This window comes from Rhizobium sp. TAL182 (assembly GCF_002117725.1).
GTDB classification, from domain to species: domain Bacteria; phylum Pseudomonadota; class Alphaproteobacteria; order Rhizobiales; family Rhizobiaceae; genus Rhizobium; species Rhizobium esperanzae.
This window is the reverse complement of the sequence record NZ_CP021024.1, coordinates 3,697,501-3,714,371: the sequence shown is the minus strand read 5'-3', so window position 1 is coordinate 3,714,371 and position 16,871 is coordinate 3,697,501. Positions and strand designations below refer to the sequence as shown.

Sequence of the window (16,871 nt, the reverse complement as noted above, 5' to 3'; positions counted from 1 at the left end):
GTCACCCGAAGCGCTTGAGGTTGGCCGCGCCGGCGACCGGCAGATCGAAGGCGAGCGCACTGCCGATCTCGTGCGGCGGCAGGCTCGCGTCGATTTCAGCCTTGATAGGCCCAAGCGGCGTTTGGAGGAGGTATTCGCGTGTGTTGCCTGCGAAAGACGTGCCGTGCACCGTACCTTGGAACGGACCGGAGCCGAGAGTCACCGTACGCGGGCGCCAGGCCAGGCCGGCTGCAGCTTGCGGCGGCGGATCGGAGAGTACTGCCGGGCCGTGCGGCGTCACGAGTTTTCCGTCCTTCAGGGCGAAGACATTCTCGAAGCCGACGAAATCGGCGACGAAGGCGGAGGCGGGATTGTTATAGATCTCCTCAGGCGTGCCGATCTGTTCGATGCCGCCGTTCAGCATCACGACGATGCGGTCGGCGAGCGCCAAGGCCTCGACCTGGTCGTGGGTGACGAAGATCATGGTGATACCGGTCTCCCTTTGCACGCGCTGCAATTCCGCGCGCATTTCGAGACGAAGCCGGGCATCGAGATTGGAGAGCGGTTCGTCGAGCAACAGCACCTTCGGCTCCATCACCATGGAGCGCGCCAGTGCGACGCGCTGCTGCTGACCGCCGGAGAGTTCGGCAGGCTTTCGGCCAGCGAAGCTGGTCAGGCCGACGGATTTCAGGCCGGCGCCGACGCGGGCATCGAGGTCCGCGCCCGAAATGCCCTTGAGGCGCAGGCCGAAGGCGACGTTTTCGTAGACCGTCAGATGCGGGAAAAGCGCGTAGGACTGGAAGACGAGGCCGACGGCCCGTTTGTTGGCGGAGACGCGGGTTATATCGGCGCCGTCGAGACCGATGCGGCCGGAAGCCGGCTTCAGCAGGCCGGCAATGGCGCGCATCGTTGTCGTCTTGCCGCAGCCGGAGGGGCCGAGAAGAGCGACCAGCTCGCCCTTGGCGATCGCAAGGTCGAGATCCCTCACGGCGACCGTATCACCATAGCGAAGCGTCAGCTTGTCGAGTTGGAGATAGGCATCAAACATAGCGCGAGAATCCTAGGAAGCGTTCGGCGAGGAAGACGATGCCGATCGAGAGGAAAGCGAGAAGGGCGGAGAGTGCCGCGATGGAAGGATCGTAGGTGGTTTCCATATAACCCAGCATATCGATCGGCAGGGTTCGGACACCCGGGCCGGAAAGGAAGAGCGAGACTGGCACCTGATTGAAACTGGTGACGAAGCCGAGGATGAAGGCGGCCAGGATGCCGCCGCGGATATTCGGCATGACCACGCGGAAAAAGGCGCCGAGCCTGGAGGAGCCGAGCAGGACGGCCGCCTCCTCAATATCCGAGCGCAGATTGTCGAGGCTCGCCGAAACGACGCGCACTGCATAAGGCAGCACGAGGGCCGCATGGGCGAAGAAGAGCGCGAGCGTGATGTTGAAGCCAAAGGGCACGACGAGATAACGCAGCAATGCCAGGCCGACGATGATGCCGGGAACGATGATCGGCAGCGAGACGATGGTGCGGACGGTCTCCGCCGCAGGCAGCCGGTAGCGCGACAGGGCGTAGGCGGCGGGGATGCCGAGGACGAGGGCTGCGAGCGTTCCGAAGACGGCAAGGAACATCGACATGGCGAAACCGTCGCGGAAGCTTTCGATGGTGAAGACCTTCATCACCCAGCGCAGCGACAGGCCCTGCGGCGGAAAGGCCAGCGTATCGCCCGCGGAAAGCGAGGCGGCGATGATGATCAGGAACGGACCGATCAGGAAGACGAGCAGCAGGAAGAGCACGACAGGCGAAAAGAGACGGATGCTCATCTGCGGCTCCTCGCGGTCGCTAGCCGTTTCAGCAGGATATTGGCGGCAAAGCTCATGACGATCAGAATGAAGGCGATGACGCTTGCCGAGACGAAATCATTGGCGACGGAAACCTGCTGGTACATCAGCGTTTCGAGCATCAGCACCTTGGAACCGCCAAGTACGGCGGGTGTGATATAAGCCGTCAATGAGCCGGTGAAGACGAGGGTACCGCCGACGACGAGCCCTTCACGCGTCAGCGGCAGGATGACCTTCCAGAAGACCTGGAACCAGTTGGCGCCAAGCACACGGGCGGCGGGGATCGCATCCTTCGGCATGTTTTCGAGGGCGCTAATCAGCGACAGGATCATCAGCGGCAGGAAGAGTTGTAGCAGGCCGATGAAGACGGCGGTTTCGGTGAAAAGCAGGCGCAGCGGGTCGGCGCTGAAACCGAGACCTGTTATTGCCTGGTTGACGATGCCGGTGCGGCCGAGAATGACGATCCACGCATAGGTGCGCGCCACCGGCGAGATCATCAGCGGCAGGGTGACCAAGCCGACCATGCGGCCTTTGCCGTTCGCCGGCAGGTTGACGATGGCAAAGGCTGCGGCGTAGCCGATGACGGCCGAGACGGCGGTGACCTCGATAGCGAGCCGAAAGGAGCGCAGGAATACGGTGCGGTTCAGCGTCTCGGAAAGGAAGCCTGTGTAGGCCGACAGCGTCCAGGCGCCGCCAGCACGAAAACCCTCCGACAGCAGGATTGCGACAGGCAGCAGGAAGACCACTGTCGCAAAGACGGCTGCCGGCAGGGCAAGCGCCAAGGCTTCCGCGCGGTTCTGGAACATGACGTGCCTTTCCGGGAGAGGAGATGGCCCCGGCGTGCGGCCGGGGCGGGTTCATGCGGGCTCTACTGGCCGACCTTCTCGTTCCAGGTCTTCAGCCAACCGGCGCGGTTGTCGAGGGCGATGGCGGAAGGGATCAGCTTGAGGCTCTTGGCCGTTTCCTCGCCATAGGTGAGGTTGCCGGCGGCAGCTTCGGAAAGCTTGACCTCGCTATTGGCGGGGCTATCGATCAGCTTTTCGGCGAGCTTGGTCTGGATCTCGGTCGAAAGCCAGAAATCCATGAACTGCATGGCGAGATCCTGGTTTTTCGAACCCTTGGTCAACACCAGCACGTTCATGCCGCCGGTCTGTCCCTCCTTCGGCGTTGCCCAGGCGACGGGAAGGTCGAGCTTGGTGAAGCCGGCCCAAGAGAAACGGCCGATGGGGGCTGCCCAGATTTCCTCCTGCTGCATGAGCTGCACGAGCTGCGAGGACTTTTCGTAGAAGGTGACGATGTCGTCCTTCTTCTCGCCCAGCGCCGCGATCGGGCCTTGCAGATCAGGCGTATCTTTGCCGAGCGACAGGCCCAGCATATAGAGCGCCGGCGGGCCCTGATTGGTGGTGACATTCGGGAAGGCGACATGGCCGACATATTCCGGCTTCAGAAGATCGGCCCAGGACTCGATCTTCATCTTGTCGGAACGATAGGCGATCGACGTGGCATAGAAAGTATAGCCGACGCTCATGCCGTCGCCGTTGGGATCCTTGGCGACGTCGTAGAGCTTGTCGAAATTGGCAAGTTTCGTCGTATCGATCTTGTCGGTCAGGCCGGCGCGCGATGCCGCAAGCGCGTCCGCCATCGAAACGGCGGCGAGATCGACCACGGGATTGGCCTTGTTCGCTTCCATCTTGGCCAGCCGCTCGACGCTGTTGCCGGTCTCGACCACCAGCTTGCAGCCGCATTGGGCTTCGAACGGATCATAGACCAGCGTCTTGAAGTCGTCTTGCGCGAAGGCGTAGACGGAAATGGTCAGCGTCCGTTCGGCTGCGGAGGCGGCAAACGGCCACAGTGCGGCGAGCGCCGCCGACGCCATGAGAGCTTTTTTCATCTTACATGTTCTCCATCTCTGAGGTTTTTGGTGCCGGGCTCGCAGGCCCGGACGATTGGCGGACAATCAGCTGCATCGCGACGCGTTCGATGTCCGCGGTAACGAGCACGCCTTCCCGGGCGCGGTTTTTTCTGATGGTATCGGCCAGCGCCGACACGGCAATCCCGGCAATTCTATCCATGTCCATCCTGACCGTCGTCAGCGACGGTGTGACAACAGGCGACCAGATGAGGTCGTCGAAGCCGGTGACGCTGGCATCGCCGGGAACGCTGATGCCGGCCTGCTGCAGCTCGGTCAGCGCGCGCAATGCCTGCAGATCGGAAAGAGCCGCGAAAGCGGTAAAACCCTCCCGCACCTTTTCGGCAAGGCCGAGCGGACAGCCGCTGCCGCCATCCTGCTCCACTTTCCCGATCCACAGCGTTTCGGCATGCATGCCCGCGTGCATACCGGCGCGAATCCCGTCGGCGCGGTCGTTCTGAACGCTGGATTCCTGGTTGTTGCCGATGATGAGGATGCGCTGGTGGCCGAGGTCCGCGAGATGGAGAGCGATTTCGCGGCCGCCCTGCCAATGGTCGGCGGAAACGGTGTTGCCTGGCGTCGAGGGGGTGTCGATGAGAGCGACTGGGCAGGCGGCGGACGAAATGCGGGTGGCGCGGCGGGGAATAATGACCATGCCGTCGACGCCGCGTTCGACGAGACGATTGATCGCCTCGGTCTGGGCGGCAGCATCGCCGCGGGAGTCGGCGATCAGCACGCCGTAACCGGCGGCGGAGGCGGCAAATTCGATCGCCTGTGCGATCTTCGGGAACAGAGGGTTGGCGATATCGGGCAAAACCAGGCCGAGCACGCCGCTGCGGCCGGTCCTGAGCGCGCGGCCGGCCTGGCTCGGGACATAGCCCAGTTCAGCGGCATGTTCGCGGATCCGTTCGACCAGCTGCCCAGAGACCCGGCCTTTACCGGAAAGCGCATTCGAGACCGTGGCAATGGAGACGCCGAGCGAGGTCGCTATCCTGCTGAGGTTCGGTCCGGAGCGCGATGAAGCCATGGTCAGGAATTCTGATTAATCGTTTAATCAGTCCTATAGCAGCCGTTTCTGCTTGTCGAATCCAAATTCGTTCGGTGTGCGATTATTCCGGGATTTGTCCGGCATGAAAAAACCCCGCGAGGCGATCGCGGGGTTTTGTATTTCCAGGAAGGCGAAATGCCGATCAGCTCTTGGCCTTTGCCGGCGCCGGCGTCACCGTTGCTGTGGTCTTGCCGCCGGGCGCGTAGCCGCCCCCGACCGCAATGTTCAGCGAGACGTAGTCCTTGGCCATCTGCTGGACGGCCTGGGCAAGGCTTGCCTGGGCAAGCGAGACCTGGCGCTGCGCATCGAGAACGTCGAGCAGCGAGGAGGCGCCGTCCTTGTAGGACGCGGTCGACAGTTCGAGGGTTTCCTGCGTGGTCTTCACCTGAGCCTGTAGGGCCGCGACCGTGCGGGCGTCGCGGCGGACAGCGGCCAGTGCGTTCTCGACCTGTTCGACAGCGGTCAGCACAGTCGACTTCCAGTTGAGATAGGCCGTTGCGGCAGTGGACTGCGCCGACTTGACGTTGGCGCGCAGACGGCCACCATCGAAGATCGGCAGGTTGAGGGTCGGGCCGAAGGACCAGGGGGTCAGGTCGCCATGGATGCCGCGCTGGTTGATGTAGGACGGCGAGATCGAGCCGCTGAGCGAAATGCTCGGATAGAGCTGCGCCTCGGCAACACCGATATTGGCCGTTGCGGCGGCGAGATCACGCTCGGCGACGCGAATGTCGGGACGGTTACGGATCAGGTCCGCCGGGATGCCCGAGTTGATGCCGCCACGGAAGACCGGCTGACCGCGACCCTTCAGCAGCTCGTCGACGAGGGCCGAGGCCGGCAGGCCAAGCAGCGTGGCGATGTGATGGGCTGATATACGGATGTTGGTTTCGAGGCCGGGAATTTCGGCGAGCGTCGACTGTACGAGGCCTTCGGCCTGCACGACGTCCAGGCGCGAGGCGGCGCCGGCTTCAAGCTGGAACTTGGTCAGTTCGTAGGTTTCCTGACGGGACTTCAGGTTGGCCTTCGAAAGCGCCAGGCGCTGCTGATAATAGCGAACATCGATATAGCTCGAGACGAGATCCTGCACGAGGGTCAGCTTGGCGACGTCAGCGGATGCGTATGCGGAATCAAGCGATGCGAGAGCACTTTCGGTGCTGCGCTTGTAGAGGCCGAAGAGATCGAGCAGCCAGGTCAGCTGGACTTCGCCGGCACTGGTGTTGCGTGTGTCGAACTGCGAGCGCAGCTCGCCCTTCTGACCGCTGACCGTATGCGAAGCGCCGACATTCAGGTTCGGCAGGGCGCCTGCGCCGGCGGTGGTGACGTTTGCAGAGGCCGCATTGATGCGTTCGATCGCCTGCTGAACCGTCAGGTTCTGATCGAGGCCGGCATGGACATAGCCATTCAGTTTGGGGTCGTTGAAGGCGGTCCACCAGGCTGCGGTAGCAACGTCACCTACACTTTTCGTGCCGCCTTCTCCGAATTTGGCGGGCAGCGGCATTTCAGGAGGAGCATGATCCGGGCCAACAACGCAGCCCGACAGTAATAACAATAATGCCGGTGTGGCAAAACGAAGAGATACCATTCATTTCATCCTGTACTCGAGCAAGTCAATTCTTGTCCGAAGCTTCATGCTTCACTATCGCAGCCGCGCCTCGTCCTACCACAAACACACACACCGAAGCAGTCGGGCGCAATGTAGCAATCGAAACAGCATTATCACAGTGCATTTATATCACACTCCTGCCGCATTTTTGTCGCGTGTGGCAAAGATGCGTCGAATGACGACGTAGAAGGACGGCACGAAGAAAATTCCGAGCATCGTTGCCGACAGCATGCCGCCGAGAACGCCGAGGCCGATGGCGTTCTGGGCTGCCGAGCCCGCGCCCGTAGCGATCGCCAGCGGCACGACGCCGAGAATGAAGGCAAGCGATGTCATGATGATCGGCCGCAGGCGCAGCCGCGCCGCCTCCAGTGTCGCTTCGAAAAGCCCCTTGCCGCTTTCCATGCGATCCTTGGCGAATTCGACGATCAGGATCGCGTTCTTCGCCGCCAGGCCGATCGTGGTGAGCAAGCCGACCTTGAAATAGACATCGTTGGCCTGGCCGAAGAGTGTTGCCGCCGCCAGAGCACCGAGGACGCCGACCGGCACTGCCATGATTACCGAGAAGGGGATCGACCAGCTCTCGTAAAGCGCTGCCAGGCAGAGGAAGACGACGAGAACCGAGATTGCATAGAGCATCGGCGCCTGTGAGCCGGAAAGGCGCTCCTGATAGGAAATGCCCTGCCAGGCGACCGTGTAACCGCCGCCGAGTTGCTCGGTCAGCGCTTCCATTTCGTTCATGGCATCGCCGGAGGACACGCCGGGCGCGGCAGCACCATCGAGCGGAATCGCGCTGACGGCGTTGAAGCGGGCAAGCGAAGGTGCGCCCTTGACCCATTCGGTTTTGGTAAAGGCGGAGAAGGGCACCATCTCGCCGGCCGTGTTGCGGGCATACCAGTGATTAAGATCGTCCGGCTGCATGCGGAAGGGCGCGTCGCCCTGGACATAGACCGGCTTGATCTCGCCGTTCAGCGTGAAGTCGTTGACGTCGCGGCCGGTGAAGATGATCGACAGCATCGAATTGACAGAGGCGATGTCGACGCCCATGGCGCCGATCTTTTCCTGATCGAGCACGATGCGCATTTGCGGCTCGACTTCCTTGTTGCTGCTGCGTAGCGCCACGATCTTACCCGAGCTGTTGCCCATCTGGATCAGGCGCTTGGAAGCCGCCGTCAGCGCGTCGTTGCCGTGGCCGCCGGTATCAACGAGATACATGGAAAAGCCGCTCGAAACGCCGAGGCCCTGAATCGCCGGCGGCAGGAGCGCGAAAACCTGTGCCTCGCGCATCGCAAAGAAGCTGCGAAGCGCCCGGTTGACAACCGACTGGGCGCTCAGATTTGGATCAGTGCGCAGCGAAAAATCCTTGAGCTTGGTGAAAACGATGGCGCTGTTCTGACCGGAGCCGCTGAAGCCAAAGCCGAGTGCGCCGAAGACGGATTCGACGGCATCCTTCTCATTCTCGCGATAATAGTTTTCCACCTTCTCGACGACGGCCTGCGTCTGCTGCGTCGTCGAGCCTGGCGGTGTCGTGACGATGGTCAGCAGCACGCCCTGATCTTCCTGCGGCAGGAATGAACTCGGCAGCCTGGTGAAGAGATAGGCGCAGCCGGCGCCGACGAGAAGGAAGACCAGCATGACGCGGATCGGCCGCTTCAAGAGATAGCCGATGGTCCTGACATAGCCGTTGGTCGAGCGGGTGAAGTTGCGGTTGAACCAGTCGCCGACGCGGTGCTTCCTGTGCTCGCTGACCGGCTTCAGCATCGTGGCGCAGAGCGCCGGTGTCAGCACGATGGCGACGAGCGCCGACAACAGCATGGCAGAGACGATGGTGATCGAGAACTGGCGATAGATGATGCCGGTCGAACCGCCGAAGAAGGCCATCGGAATGAAGACGGCGGTCAGGACGAGCGCAATGCCGACGATGGCGCCGGTGATCTCGCCCATTGATTTTTCCGTCGCTTCGAGCGGCGAAAGCTTCTCTTCGGACATGATGCGTTCGACGTTTTCGACGACGACGATCGCATCGTCGACGAGAAGGCCGATGGCCAAAACCATGGCGAACATCGTCAAGGTATTGATCGAATAGCCGGTGGCCGCCAGCACCCCGAAGGTGCCGAGCAATACCACGGGAACGGCGATGGTCGGGATCAGCGTTGCCCGCAGATTCTGCAGGAACACGAGCAGCACCACGAAGACGAGCACAATCGCCTCTATCAGCGTATGCACGACCTTCTCGATCGACAATTCCACGAAGGGTGTCGTGTCATAGGGATAGGTGATCTTCACGCCTTCCGGCAGAGTGCGGCCGATGACATCGAGGGCGGACCGCACGCGGGCGGCGGTATCGATGGCGTTGGCGCCGATCGCGAGGTTGACGGCAAAACCGCTCGAAGGCTGGCCGTTGTAACGTGAACTGCCGCCGTAGCTTTCCTGGCCGATCTCTATGCGCGAGACATCGCTCAGGCGCACGGTCGCGCCGTCCTTTTCGACCTTCAGGATGATGTGCTCGAAGTCGGCGACTGTGGTCAGCTGGCTTTGCGCGGTGATGGTGACGTTGAGTTGTTGACCTGGAATCGTCGGCTGGGCGCCGAGCGAGCCGACGGAGACCTGGGTGTTCTGCGCCTGGATCGCTGCCGTGACGTCGCTTGGCGTCAGCTGATATTTCAAGAGTTTGAAGGGATCGAGCCAGATACGCATGGCGTATCCGGAACCGAAGACGTTGATGCTGCCGACGCCTTCCAGGCGCTGGATCTGGTCCTCGATCGAGGTCGACATGATGTTGCCGAGATCGACCGAATTGCGCTTGCCGTCGGTTGAAACGAGCGAGCCGACGAGAAGGATGCTCGAGGTCGAGCGCGTCACACTGATGCCGGCATCGATGACGTCGCCGGGGAGCTGCGATTGAACCAGCTGCAGCTTGTTCTGCACCTGCACCTGAGCGATGTCGGGATCGATGCTGGTGCCGAAGGTGAGCTGAATGCTGGCCGAACCGGTCGACGAGGTCGAGGTCATGTAGGTGAGGTCGTCGAGGCCGGTCATGCCGTCCTCGATGATCGTCGTCACTGATTTCTCGACAGTCTCGGCGCTGGCGCCGCGATAGGTGGCGTTGATGCGGACCGTCGTCGGGGCGATGTCGGGATATTGCGAAATCGACAGGGTGAAGATCGCCAGAAGGCCGGCGAGCATGATGGTGATCGCAATGACCCAGGCAAAAATCGGACGTCGGATGAAAAACTTGGCCATCGGTTGTTCCTGTGCGGCTGAGACGGTGACGATGCGGGCTCGCAGCGATTACTTCGCTGCGGGCTTCTCAGCGTCACCGGCCGCGGGCTGCTCGGCAGCCACGACCACGCCATTGTCGTTGATCTTCATCGGAACCGGCTTCACCGGCATGCCCGCCGCGACCGACTGCAGACCCGTGACGATCAGCTGATCGCCATCGTTGATGCCTTCGGTCACCAGCCAGGAATTGTTGGAGGGCGAGCTGTTCTCGAAGGCGCGGGTTTCGACCTTGCCGTCGGCGGAAACGAACTGCGCCGTCAGTCGGCCGTTGGCGTCACGGCTTGTCGCCAGCTGCGGCAGCGCATAACCGGTCTCGGCCCCGAGCTCGACGGTTGCGCGGACATACATGCCGGGCAGGACGACACGATCGGGATTGGGGAAGAGCACGCGGATGATGAAAGTGCCGGTCGTCTCGCTGACGACCTGCTTCGACATGTCGAGCTTGCCCTGCTGGTTGTATTCCTTGCCGTTTTCGAGAATCAGGTGGAAGGCGACGTTCTCCGCGCCCTTGATATCGCCGGCTGCCATGGCATCGCGCAGCCTTAAGAGGTTGGTGCTCGATTCCGTCAGCGAGATATAGATCGGGTCGAGCTGGCGGATCGTCGTCAGCGCCGTCGTCTGGTTCGCCGAGACGACGTTGCCGACATTATAGGCCGTCTGGTCGATGATGCCGTCGAAGGGCGCGACGATCTTGGTGTGATCGAGATCGATCTGCGCGGCGGAAAGCGCTGCCTTTGCCGACTCGACCTCGGCTTTCGCCTGGAGAAGCGTCGTCCTGGCTGTCTCGTATTCGATCTGCGTGGCGCCGCTGCCGACGAGGCGCTGGTAGCGTTCAAGGTTGCTTTCAGCGCTCGGCACGCTCGCTTCGGCCTTGGCGATTGCCGCCTTGGCTTGCTCGACGGCGGCGATATAGGGCGCATCCTCGATCTGATAGAGAAGGTCGCCCTTCTTGATCTCGCCGCCTTCCCTGAAGGCGATCTCGTGGATGATGCCGCTCACCTGCGGCCGGATATCGGCCGTCTGAAAGGCTTCGGCGCGGCCGGGAAGGATAGTGGTAACAGGAAAACTGGCCTTCTTCAGCGCGACCACGCCGACCGGCGCTGCCTGCTGCGGCGCGCTTGCGCCGGCATTGCCGGCAGGCTTGCCGGCGTTGTCGCTGCAGGCGCCAAGCAAGGCGCCCGCCACCAGGGCCGAGGAGATGAGCAGGGCACGCCGTATCATTCTGAATTCCCTCATGCGGTGGCAATCGCCATTCGATCCACGGGCTCGGCCGGGCCGGGCGCAGGCTTATATAAGCGTCAGGATTAATCTGGCTTCACGTGCCATTATCCGAGTCTAAGAAAAGCTTTACGAAGTGACGTAAGTCAGCAATCGTCACTTAGCAAGCGCTATTTTGCAGTGCGGCATCGACGAAGCCGACGATTTCCCCGGCGCGCTGCACCAGCGTCTCCTTGTCGTCGCGGACGATGAGGATAGGGTGCAGCACGCAAGCCAGCACATCGGCGACGGTATGTGCCGCGTGCTCGGGATCACGGCAGTGGTAGCGTCCTTCCGCCATGCCCTTGCGGATTATCTCACCGAGTTTTTCTTCGATGCGGGCGCGATAGCGATTGCCGGCTTCGAGTTTGGCCTCGATGGTCGAAAGCACCATTTCGAAGATATAGGGGCTCTTCTGGATGTCCTGCAGATGGCCCTCGAGCAGCCGCAGGACGAAGCGCAACAGCTGTTCTTTCGCGGGCATGTCCTGGTCGAGAGGGAGGAAACGCTCGGCGGCGTTGTCGAGATGGCGTCCGGCGATGGCGTCGACCAGTGCGACCTTGGAACGGAAATGCTTGAAGACATTGGCGGGCGACATGTTGAGCGCGCCGGCGATATCGGCGATCGACACGGCGACGTAGCCGCGCTCGCGAAACAGCATCTCCGCCATGGACAGGATGTCCTGTCGGGTTTCCTCGGCCTTGCGTCTCGGCCTTCTCACCATCTATCCCCCGCCGGGCCGCGCCCGGTATCCCTTTTTTAGCCGATGCTAGCTCGATTGCACGAAAGCTGCCAAGCCGGTGCTTGGCCCGGCGGTTTCGTGTGTCGCCTTTTTCAAGGGAAATAGCGGGAGAGGTTGTTTCGGACACGGGCAAGCGGCGTCTCGCCGCTGTCGTCGGGAACAAAGCGTTCGCCGGTGATCGACTCGTAGGCCTTGATGTAGACGGCCGAGGTCTGCTCGATCAGCTCGACGGGAATTTCGGGGATTTCGTCCTTATAGGGATCGCAACGTTCCGCCACCCAGGCACGGACGAAATCCTTGTCGAAACTTTCCGGCCGTTTTCCGGCCGCGAAGCTCGCCGGATAGCTTTCTGCGAGCCAGTAGCGGCTGCTGTCAGGTGTGTGGATCTCATCGGCGAGGATGATGTTGCCGTCGCCGTCGGTGCCGAATTCATATTTGGTGTCGACGAGGATCAGGCCGCGTTCGGCGGCCATTGCCTGGCCGCGGGCAAAGAGTGCAAGCGCATATCCGGATAGCGTCTCCCACTGCTCCTTGGTCAGAAGGCCGCGGCTGACGATTTCGGCAGGCGTCAGCGGTTCGTCATGGCCTCCGTCGAATTCCTTGCTGGTCGGCGTGATGACCGGTTCCGGCAGGATCTGATTGTCGCGCATGCCGTCCGGCAGACGTATCCCGTACATCTCCCGCGCACCCTTCTTATAGAGGGTCAGGATCGAGGTGCCGGTGGTGCCGGCGAGATAACCGCGCACGACGATTTCGACCGGCAGGATGTCGAGCCGCTTGCCGATAACCACATTCGGATCGGGATAGTCGAGCACGTGGTTCGGGCAAATGTCCTTCGTCGCCTCGAACCAGTAACGCGCCGTCTGCGTCAGCACCTGGCCCTTATAGGGAATACAGGTGAGAATGCGGTCGAAAGCACTCAGCCGATCTGTGCTGATGATGATGCGGCGTTCGTCGGGAAGATCGTAATTCTCGCGCACCTTGCCACGATAGTAGTTCGGCAGTTCCGGGAAATGGGCTTCGGAGAGGATTCGCACGGCGCTCGACTGTCCTTGTATTTGGCTGATGGCTTCCTGCTCTAGTTTCATTACCGGCGAAGTCAAGCCGAGCCGAAGTATCGCATCACAGCCAGAACAGAGCCAGAAGAAACAAAGCGAGGCCGTAAGTTGCGACGGCAAGCGGCCAGCCGGCCCGCAGGAAGTCGCTGAAGCGGTAGCCGCCGATACCCATCGCCAGCGTGTTGTTGTGATGGCCGAAGGGCGTCAGAAAATCGAGGGAGGCTCCGATGGCGACCGCGATCAGGTAGGCGTCGGGTGCGTGCCGCCCGATCCTCGCAAATTCGAGTGCGATCGGGGCGAGCACGATTGCGACCGTCGCGTTGTTGACGAAGGGCGTCAGCGCCATCGCGAGGAAGAGGATGAGGGCGATGCCGGAAAGCGGATAGTTAACCGGCACGATGAAGCTCAGCCAGCCGGCAATCGCTTCGGCCGCCCCGGTGCTGGCCACTGCCTGGCCGATCGGAATCATCGCCGCGAGCATGATGATGATCGGCCAGTTGAGGTCGGCCATCGCCTGGCGGATGTTGATATGATTGAGCAAAGCGAGGACGAGGACAACACCCGCAAAAGCGACCTCGGGATGCAGGCCCGCCGCCGATGCCGCGACGCCGCAGGCAAATAATGCGAAAGGCCGCCAGGATAGGAGGGCCGGTTCGGCTGAAGCTGTCGGAGCAAGCGGCAGGCACTCGCTTTCCTCCAGCGCTTCGGCGATTGCCGTACGCGGCCCTTCCAGCGTCAATATATCACCAATCGACAGTTGCAGATCGAGAAAGCGGCCTTCGATACGGGGTGTGCGCATGGAAAGAGCAGTGACTGCGATGCCGCGATGGTGGAAGACTTCGAGTGAGCTGACGCGTGAACCCACCAGTGTGCTTTCGGGCATGACGACGGTTTCGACCCGGGTGAAATCTGGCGGCCGATCATTCAGATGGGCATCGGCCACCAGGGCCTGTGTGGCGGCAAGGCCGGCAAAGATGTCATCGGCGCCTTCGGCAAGCAGCACGTCGCCCGCGCTGATCATCGACTGGTCGAGCGGGCCAAACACGAAATTGCCGTCACGGATCAGCGCGTGCGGTTTGATGCCGAAGCGGGTCAGACACTCGGAAAGCCGTGCGCCGATCAGCGGCGAAGCATTGGGAATGCGACGTTCGATGACGATGCGACGCGAGCCCTGGGCGAGCGTTGCCGGCACTGCGTCAGGTTCCGGGAACAGGTATCGGACCCGAACGGCGATGAGTAGGATGCCGGCGATTGCGACTGGCAGCCCGACATAGCTGAAATCGAAGAAATGAAAACCCGCACCGGACGTCTTGGCAAGCGCATCGCTGACGAGCAGGTTGGCCGGCGTGCCGATCAACGAGACGAGGCCGCCGAGCAAGGCGGCAAACGAGATGGGCATGACGAGCTGACGGCGGGGGATTGAGAGCGCCACGCCGAGCCGCAGCGCCACCGGCAGGGTGATCGCAAAGGCGCCAATATTGTTCATGAAGATGGAAAGAAAGCCGGCAAGCGAGGAAGCGCCTGATATGACCTTGAAGTTCGATGACCTTGCGGCTGCGACATGCGCAGCGAGGTTGTCGAAGAGCTTGGCGCGTGCCAGCACCTGCACGATCAGCAGGATTTCGATGACGGTGATAACGACGGGGCTGGCGAAGCCCGCGAAGATTTGGTCGACCGGATAAAGTCCGAGCGCATAGCCGGCGAGCAGGCCGGCAATCGCCGTCACCTCGATGCGTATGCGCTCGAGCGAGAAGAGAACGAGCATCGCCAGCAGAAGGATCAGCAGGGATGCTTGCTCGAACGACATGGGCGGATCCGGTGTTTCATCGACGGAGGCATGTCGCGGTACCGGAACTGCTGCAGATTTCCGGATGACAGGCCTTGGGCGGACTGTAGTCGTTCCTCATCTGCTGTACAGAGGCGCCAGCCGGCAAAGATTGAACAATCTCATGTCTTCGGTCGGGCCGAAACCTGCCAGCGGCCCTCGGCATTCCGCTCCAGCACGGGCGTTGCGAAGACACCGCGGATGCGCGCGACCCATTGCGGCCCGGCGGCTGCGAGGCTGTCGCGCCAGCGCTCCGATTGCAGCATGGCCGCGCCGATAACGACGGGTTCGATGCCGCAGGCCGTCAGCAGCTCAAGGCCCGAGACGATCGAGGCGCCGCTGGAAATGACGTCGTCAATCAGGGCGACGCGCCGTCCGGTCAGCAGCGGCAGCATGCGCGGATCGATATAGAGGCGCTTGTCCTGTGTCGGCGTGGTGATCGAAGACAGAGGAACGGAGAGTTCGTCGCGGTACCAGAACTTTCGCGAGGTGCCGAGAGGGACGTAGCGGCCGTGGCCGAGCTTCTGCGCAACGGCGGCGGCAAGCGTCAAGCCGAGCGTCGGCAGACCGGCGATGACATCGACGCCCATGGGTCTGATCTTTTCGGCGAGACCGTCGGCCAACGCGTCGAGGACGGCGAAGCTCGCCTGGTTGACGATCAGCGAAGCGAGGGCGTGATCGCCATCTGCCAACACGCGTATCGGCAGGCGAAGCTGGCGGCCGTCTTCCAACGTGGCGACATAGAAGGTGGTGAACTCCCGATCGTCGGAAAAGGTGCCGGGCGGATGGATCTCCTGCCAGAAGCCATGCGGCGCCATCTCCGGCACACCGGTCAACGTCTCGCCCTTTCCATGCCGGCTCTTCGGCGCAGCGCCTGCAATTCTCCCTCGGTCAGCGCACGCACGGCGCCTTTTGGGAGTTCACCGAGTTCGAGCCCACCGATGGCGACCCTCACGAGGCGCAAACATTCGGCCCCGAGGGCCTCCAGCATACGACGGATCTGGCGATTGCGGCCTTCATCGAGCTCGACCTCGATCCATGAGTTCCTGTCACCCTGGCGCAGGCGTCGTGTGGCGGTGGCGGTCAGCAACTCGCCGTCATGGCGGATGCCGGATGTCATGGCGGCAATTTCCTCGTCCTCCATGAGGCGGTCGATCTGGACATGATAGGTTTTGGTCACATGCGTGAGCGGATCGAGCAGGGTCTGGGCGAATTCGGTGTCGTTGGTGAAAAGCAGCAGGCCTTCGCTCGCCTTGTCGAGCCGTCCGACCGGAGAGAGGTGCGGGATGTCGAAATTCTTGAGGCAATCATAGACCGTCGGCCTGCCCTCAGGATCCTGGCGGGTCGTGACGAGCCCGCGCGGCTTGTTGAGCATCAGATAGATTTTCGCCTCGGCGGCAATGACAAGTCCATCGACACTGATACTCGCCGTCGACAGATCGACCCATGCAGAGGCATCGCTGACGGTACGGCCGTCGACGGCGACGCGGCTTTCGGCAATCAGCCGTTCGGCCTGGGTACGGGAGCAATAGCCGAGTTTGGAAAGGGCGCGCGGAAGGGTGACCCGCCTGCCTGCAGTGTCGGCGGCTGGCTTTAACCGCTCGCGCGTCTTATGCGATGGGCGCCGGTCTCTCATCTGCCATCCCTGTCCAGTCTCGATGCCGCTTCTTGGCACGAACGGTACAACGATGCCAGCATGACAACCAAACCAGGGAGCGATAGGGGTGCAAAACGACGTCAGCGCTTCGGATAAAGCGCCGTCTGCGCGAAAAACCGGTCGGTCGCGCCGCCTTAGCGGCAGGCCATGAAGCCGGCGAGTTCCTTGCGGCTGACGACGATGCCGGCAGCGGCCTTCGCCGGGTCGGGATGGGTATAGGACAGGCTTGGCATTTCCGGCAGCTCGAGTGCCTGACGCATATTCATGATGCCGACCGCGTAACGGCCGTTAACGCCATCGACGCTGACTTCAATGATGCAATTGGCCCTCTTGTTATCCATGTTGTCCTCCCTTTCGTTTTTATGGTCCCTTGCTTACATTAAAAATTGGTTTTTATAAGACCTAAGCATTTACGCACCCTACCGAAAAACGGATCGGCGGGTGCGTAAAAAGTATGATTTTTTAGCCGATGCAGGGGATTAGCGCCACCAATGGCGAGGCTGCGGCTGTGAATTGCCGGATAGCAGGTAGCCAATGAGGAAGCCGACTGCCCCGGCAAGCACCAGTGCGGTGGTGGTTGCGGCCGCATGCTCGCGGGCGGCGCCGGCGGCGGCTGCCCCTTCGGCCCGGATTTGGGCGACGGCGTTTTTTGCGCGGGGCAGGGCTTCGTCGTATGCCT

The 16,871-nt window shown here is 61.9% G+C and carries 15 protein-coding genes (1 of these 15 running past the window's edge); all 15 read right to left on the bottom strand.

Annotation, left to right across the window (positions count from 1 at the left end; all coding sequences use genetic code 11):
* Position 1: 1 nt before the first annotated feature.
* A complete protein-coding gene (locus tag Tal182_RS18665; protein WP_085860369.1) occupies positions 2 to 1,027 on the bottom strand; it encodes an ABC transporter ATP-binding protein in 1,026 nt (341 codons plus the stop codon).
* The gene (locus tag Tal182_RS18660) at positions 1,020 to 1,799 is read right to left on the bottom strand and encodes an ABC transporter permease (RefSeq protein WP_085860368.1); all 780 of its coding nucleotides are present in this window, start codon (positions 1,797 to 1,799) and stop codon (positions 1,020 to 1,022) included. The genes Tal182_RS18665 and Tal182_RS18660 overlap by 8 nt, the downstream gene beginning before the upstream one ends.
* The gene (locus Tal182_RS18655; protein ID WP_064804698.1) at positions 1,796 to 2,623 is read right to left on the bottom strand and encodes an ABC transporter permease; all 828 of its coding nucleotides are present in this window, start codon (positions 2,621 to 2,623) and stop codon (positions 1,796 to 1,798) included. Before Tal182_RS18655 ends, Tal182_RS18660 begins: the two co-directional genes overlap by 4 nt.
* 62 nt (positions 2,624 to 2,685) lie before the next feature.
* Entirely contained in the window at positions 2,686 to 3,708 is a 1,023-nt protein-coding gene (locus tag Tal182_RS18650; RefSeq protein ID WP_085860367.1) for an ABC transporter substrate-binding protein, read from the bottom strand.
* Position 3,709: 1 nt separating this feature from the next.
* Positions 3,710 to 4,753 carry a LacI family DNA-binding transcriptional regulator gene (locus Tal182_RS18645; RefSeq protein WP_064804694.1) on the bottom strand — a complete coding sequence of 348 codons (1,044 nt, stop codon included), beginning with the start codon at positions 4,751 to 4,753 and terminating at the stop codon, positions 3,710 to 3,712.
* Positions 4,754 to 4,916: 163 nt separating this feature from the next.
* A complete protein-coding gene (locus Tal182_RS18640; protein ID WP_085860366.1) occupies positions 4,917 to 6,353 on the bottom strand; it encodes an efflux transporter outer membrane subunit in 1,437 nt (478 codons plus the stop codon).
* 150 nt (positions 6,354 to 6,503) lie between these two features.
* A complete protein-coding gene (locus Tal182_RS18635; protein WP_064804690.1) occupies positions 6,504 to 9,614 on the bottom strand; it encodes an efflux RND transporter permease subunit in 3,111 nt (1,036 codons plus the stop codon).
* Between the two features lie 48 nt (positions 9,615 to 9,662).
* Entirely contained in the window at positions 9,663 to 10,874 is a 1,212-nt protein-coding gene (locus Tal182_RS18630; protein ID WP_085860365.1) for an efflux RND transporter periplasmic adaptor subunit, read from the bottom strand.
* A gap of 157 nt (positions 10,875 to 11,031) precedes the next feature.
* On the bottom strand, positions 11,032 to 11,634 hold the full coding sequence (locus Tal182_RS18625) for a TetR family transcriptional regulator (RefSeq protein WP_085860364.1): 603 nt from the start codon (positions 11,632 to 11,634) through the stop codon (positions 11,032 to 11,034).
* Between the two features lie 110 nt (positions 11,635 to 11,744).
* Positions 11,745 to 12,689: a phosphoribosylaminoimidazolesuccinocarboxamide synthase gene (locus tag Tal182_RS18620; RefSeq protein ID WP_085860363.1), complete on the bottom strand. Its 945-nt coding sequence runs from the start codon at positions 12,687 to 12,689 to the stop codon at positions 11,745 to 11,747.
* An 85-nt stretch (positions 12,690 to 12,774) separates the two neighbouring features.
* Entirely contained in the window at positions 12,775 to 14,517 is a 1,743-nt protein-coding gene (locus tag Tal182_RS18615) for an SLC13 family permease (RefSeq protein WP_085860362.1), read from the bottom strand.
* A 140-nt stretch (positions 14,518 to 14,657) separates the two neighbouring features.
* Positions 14,658 to 15,353: a phosphoribosyltransferase gene (locus Tal182_RS18610; protein WP_085860985.1), complete on the bottom strand. Its 696-nt coding sequence runs from the start codon at positions 15,351 to 15,353 to the stop codon at positions 14,658 to 14,660.
* A gap of 14 nt (positions 15,354 to 15,367) precedes the next feature.
* Positions 15,368 to 16,171 carry a pseudouridine synthase gene (locus Tal182_RS18605; RefSeq protein WP_085860361.1) on the bottom strand — a complete coding sequence of 268 codons (804 nt, stop codon included), beginning with the start codon at positions 16,169 to 16,171 and terminating at the stop codon, positions 15,368 to 15,370.
* Positions 16,172 to 16,326: 155 nt separating this feature from the next.
* Positions 16,327 to 16,533 carry a hypothetical protein gene (locus tag Tal182_RS18600; protein WP_085860360.1) on the bottom strand — a complete coding sequence of 69 codons (207 nt, stop codon included), beginning with the start codon at positions 16,531 to 16,533 and terminating at the stop codon, positions 16,327 to 16,329.
* A gap of 138 nt (positions 16,534 to 16,671) precedes the next feature.
* On the bottom strand, positions 16,672 to 16,871 hold the 3' portion of the coding sequence (locus Tal182_RS18595) for a hypothetical protein (RefSeq protein WP_011426630.1). It continues 139 nt past the right edge of the window; 200 of the gene's 339 nt are visible here — the last part of the coding sequence; its start codon lies beyond the right edge, outside the window — the gene reads right to left on this strand; the stop codon is at positions 16,672 to 16,674.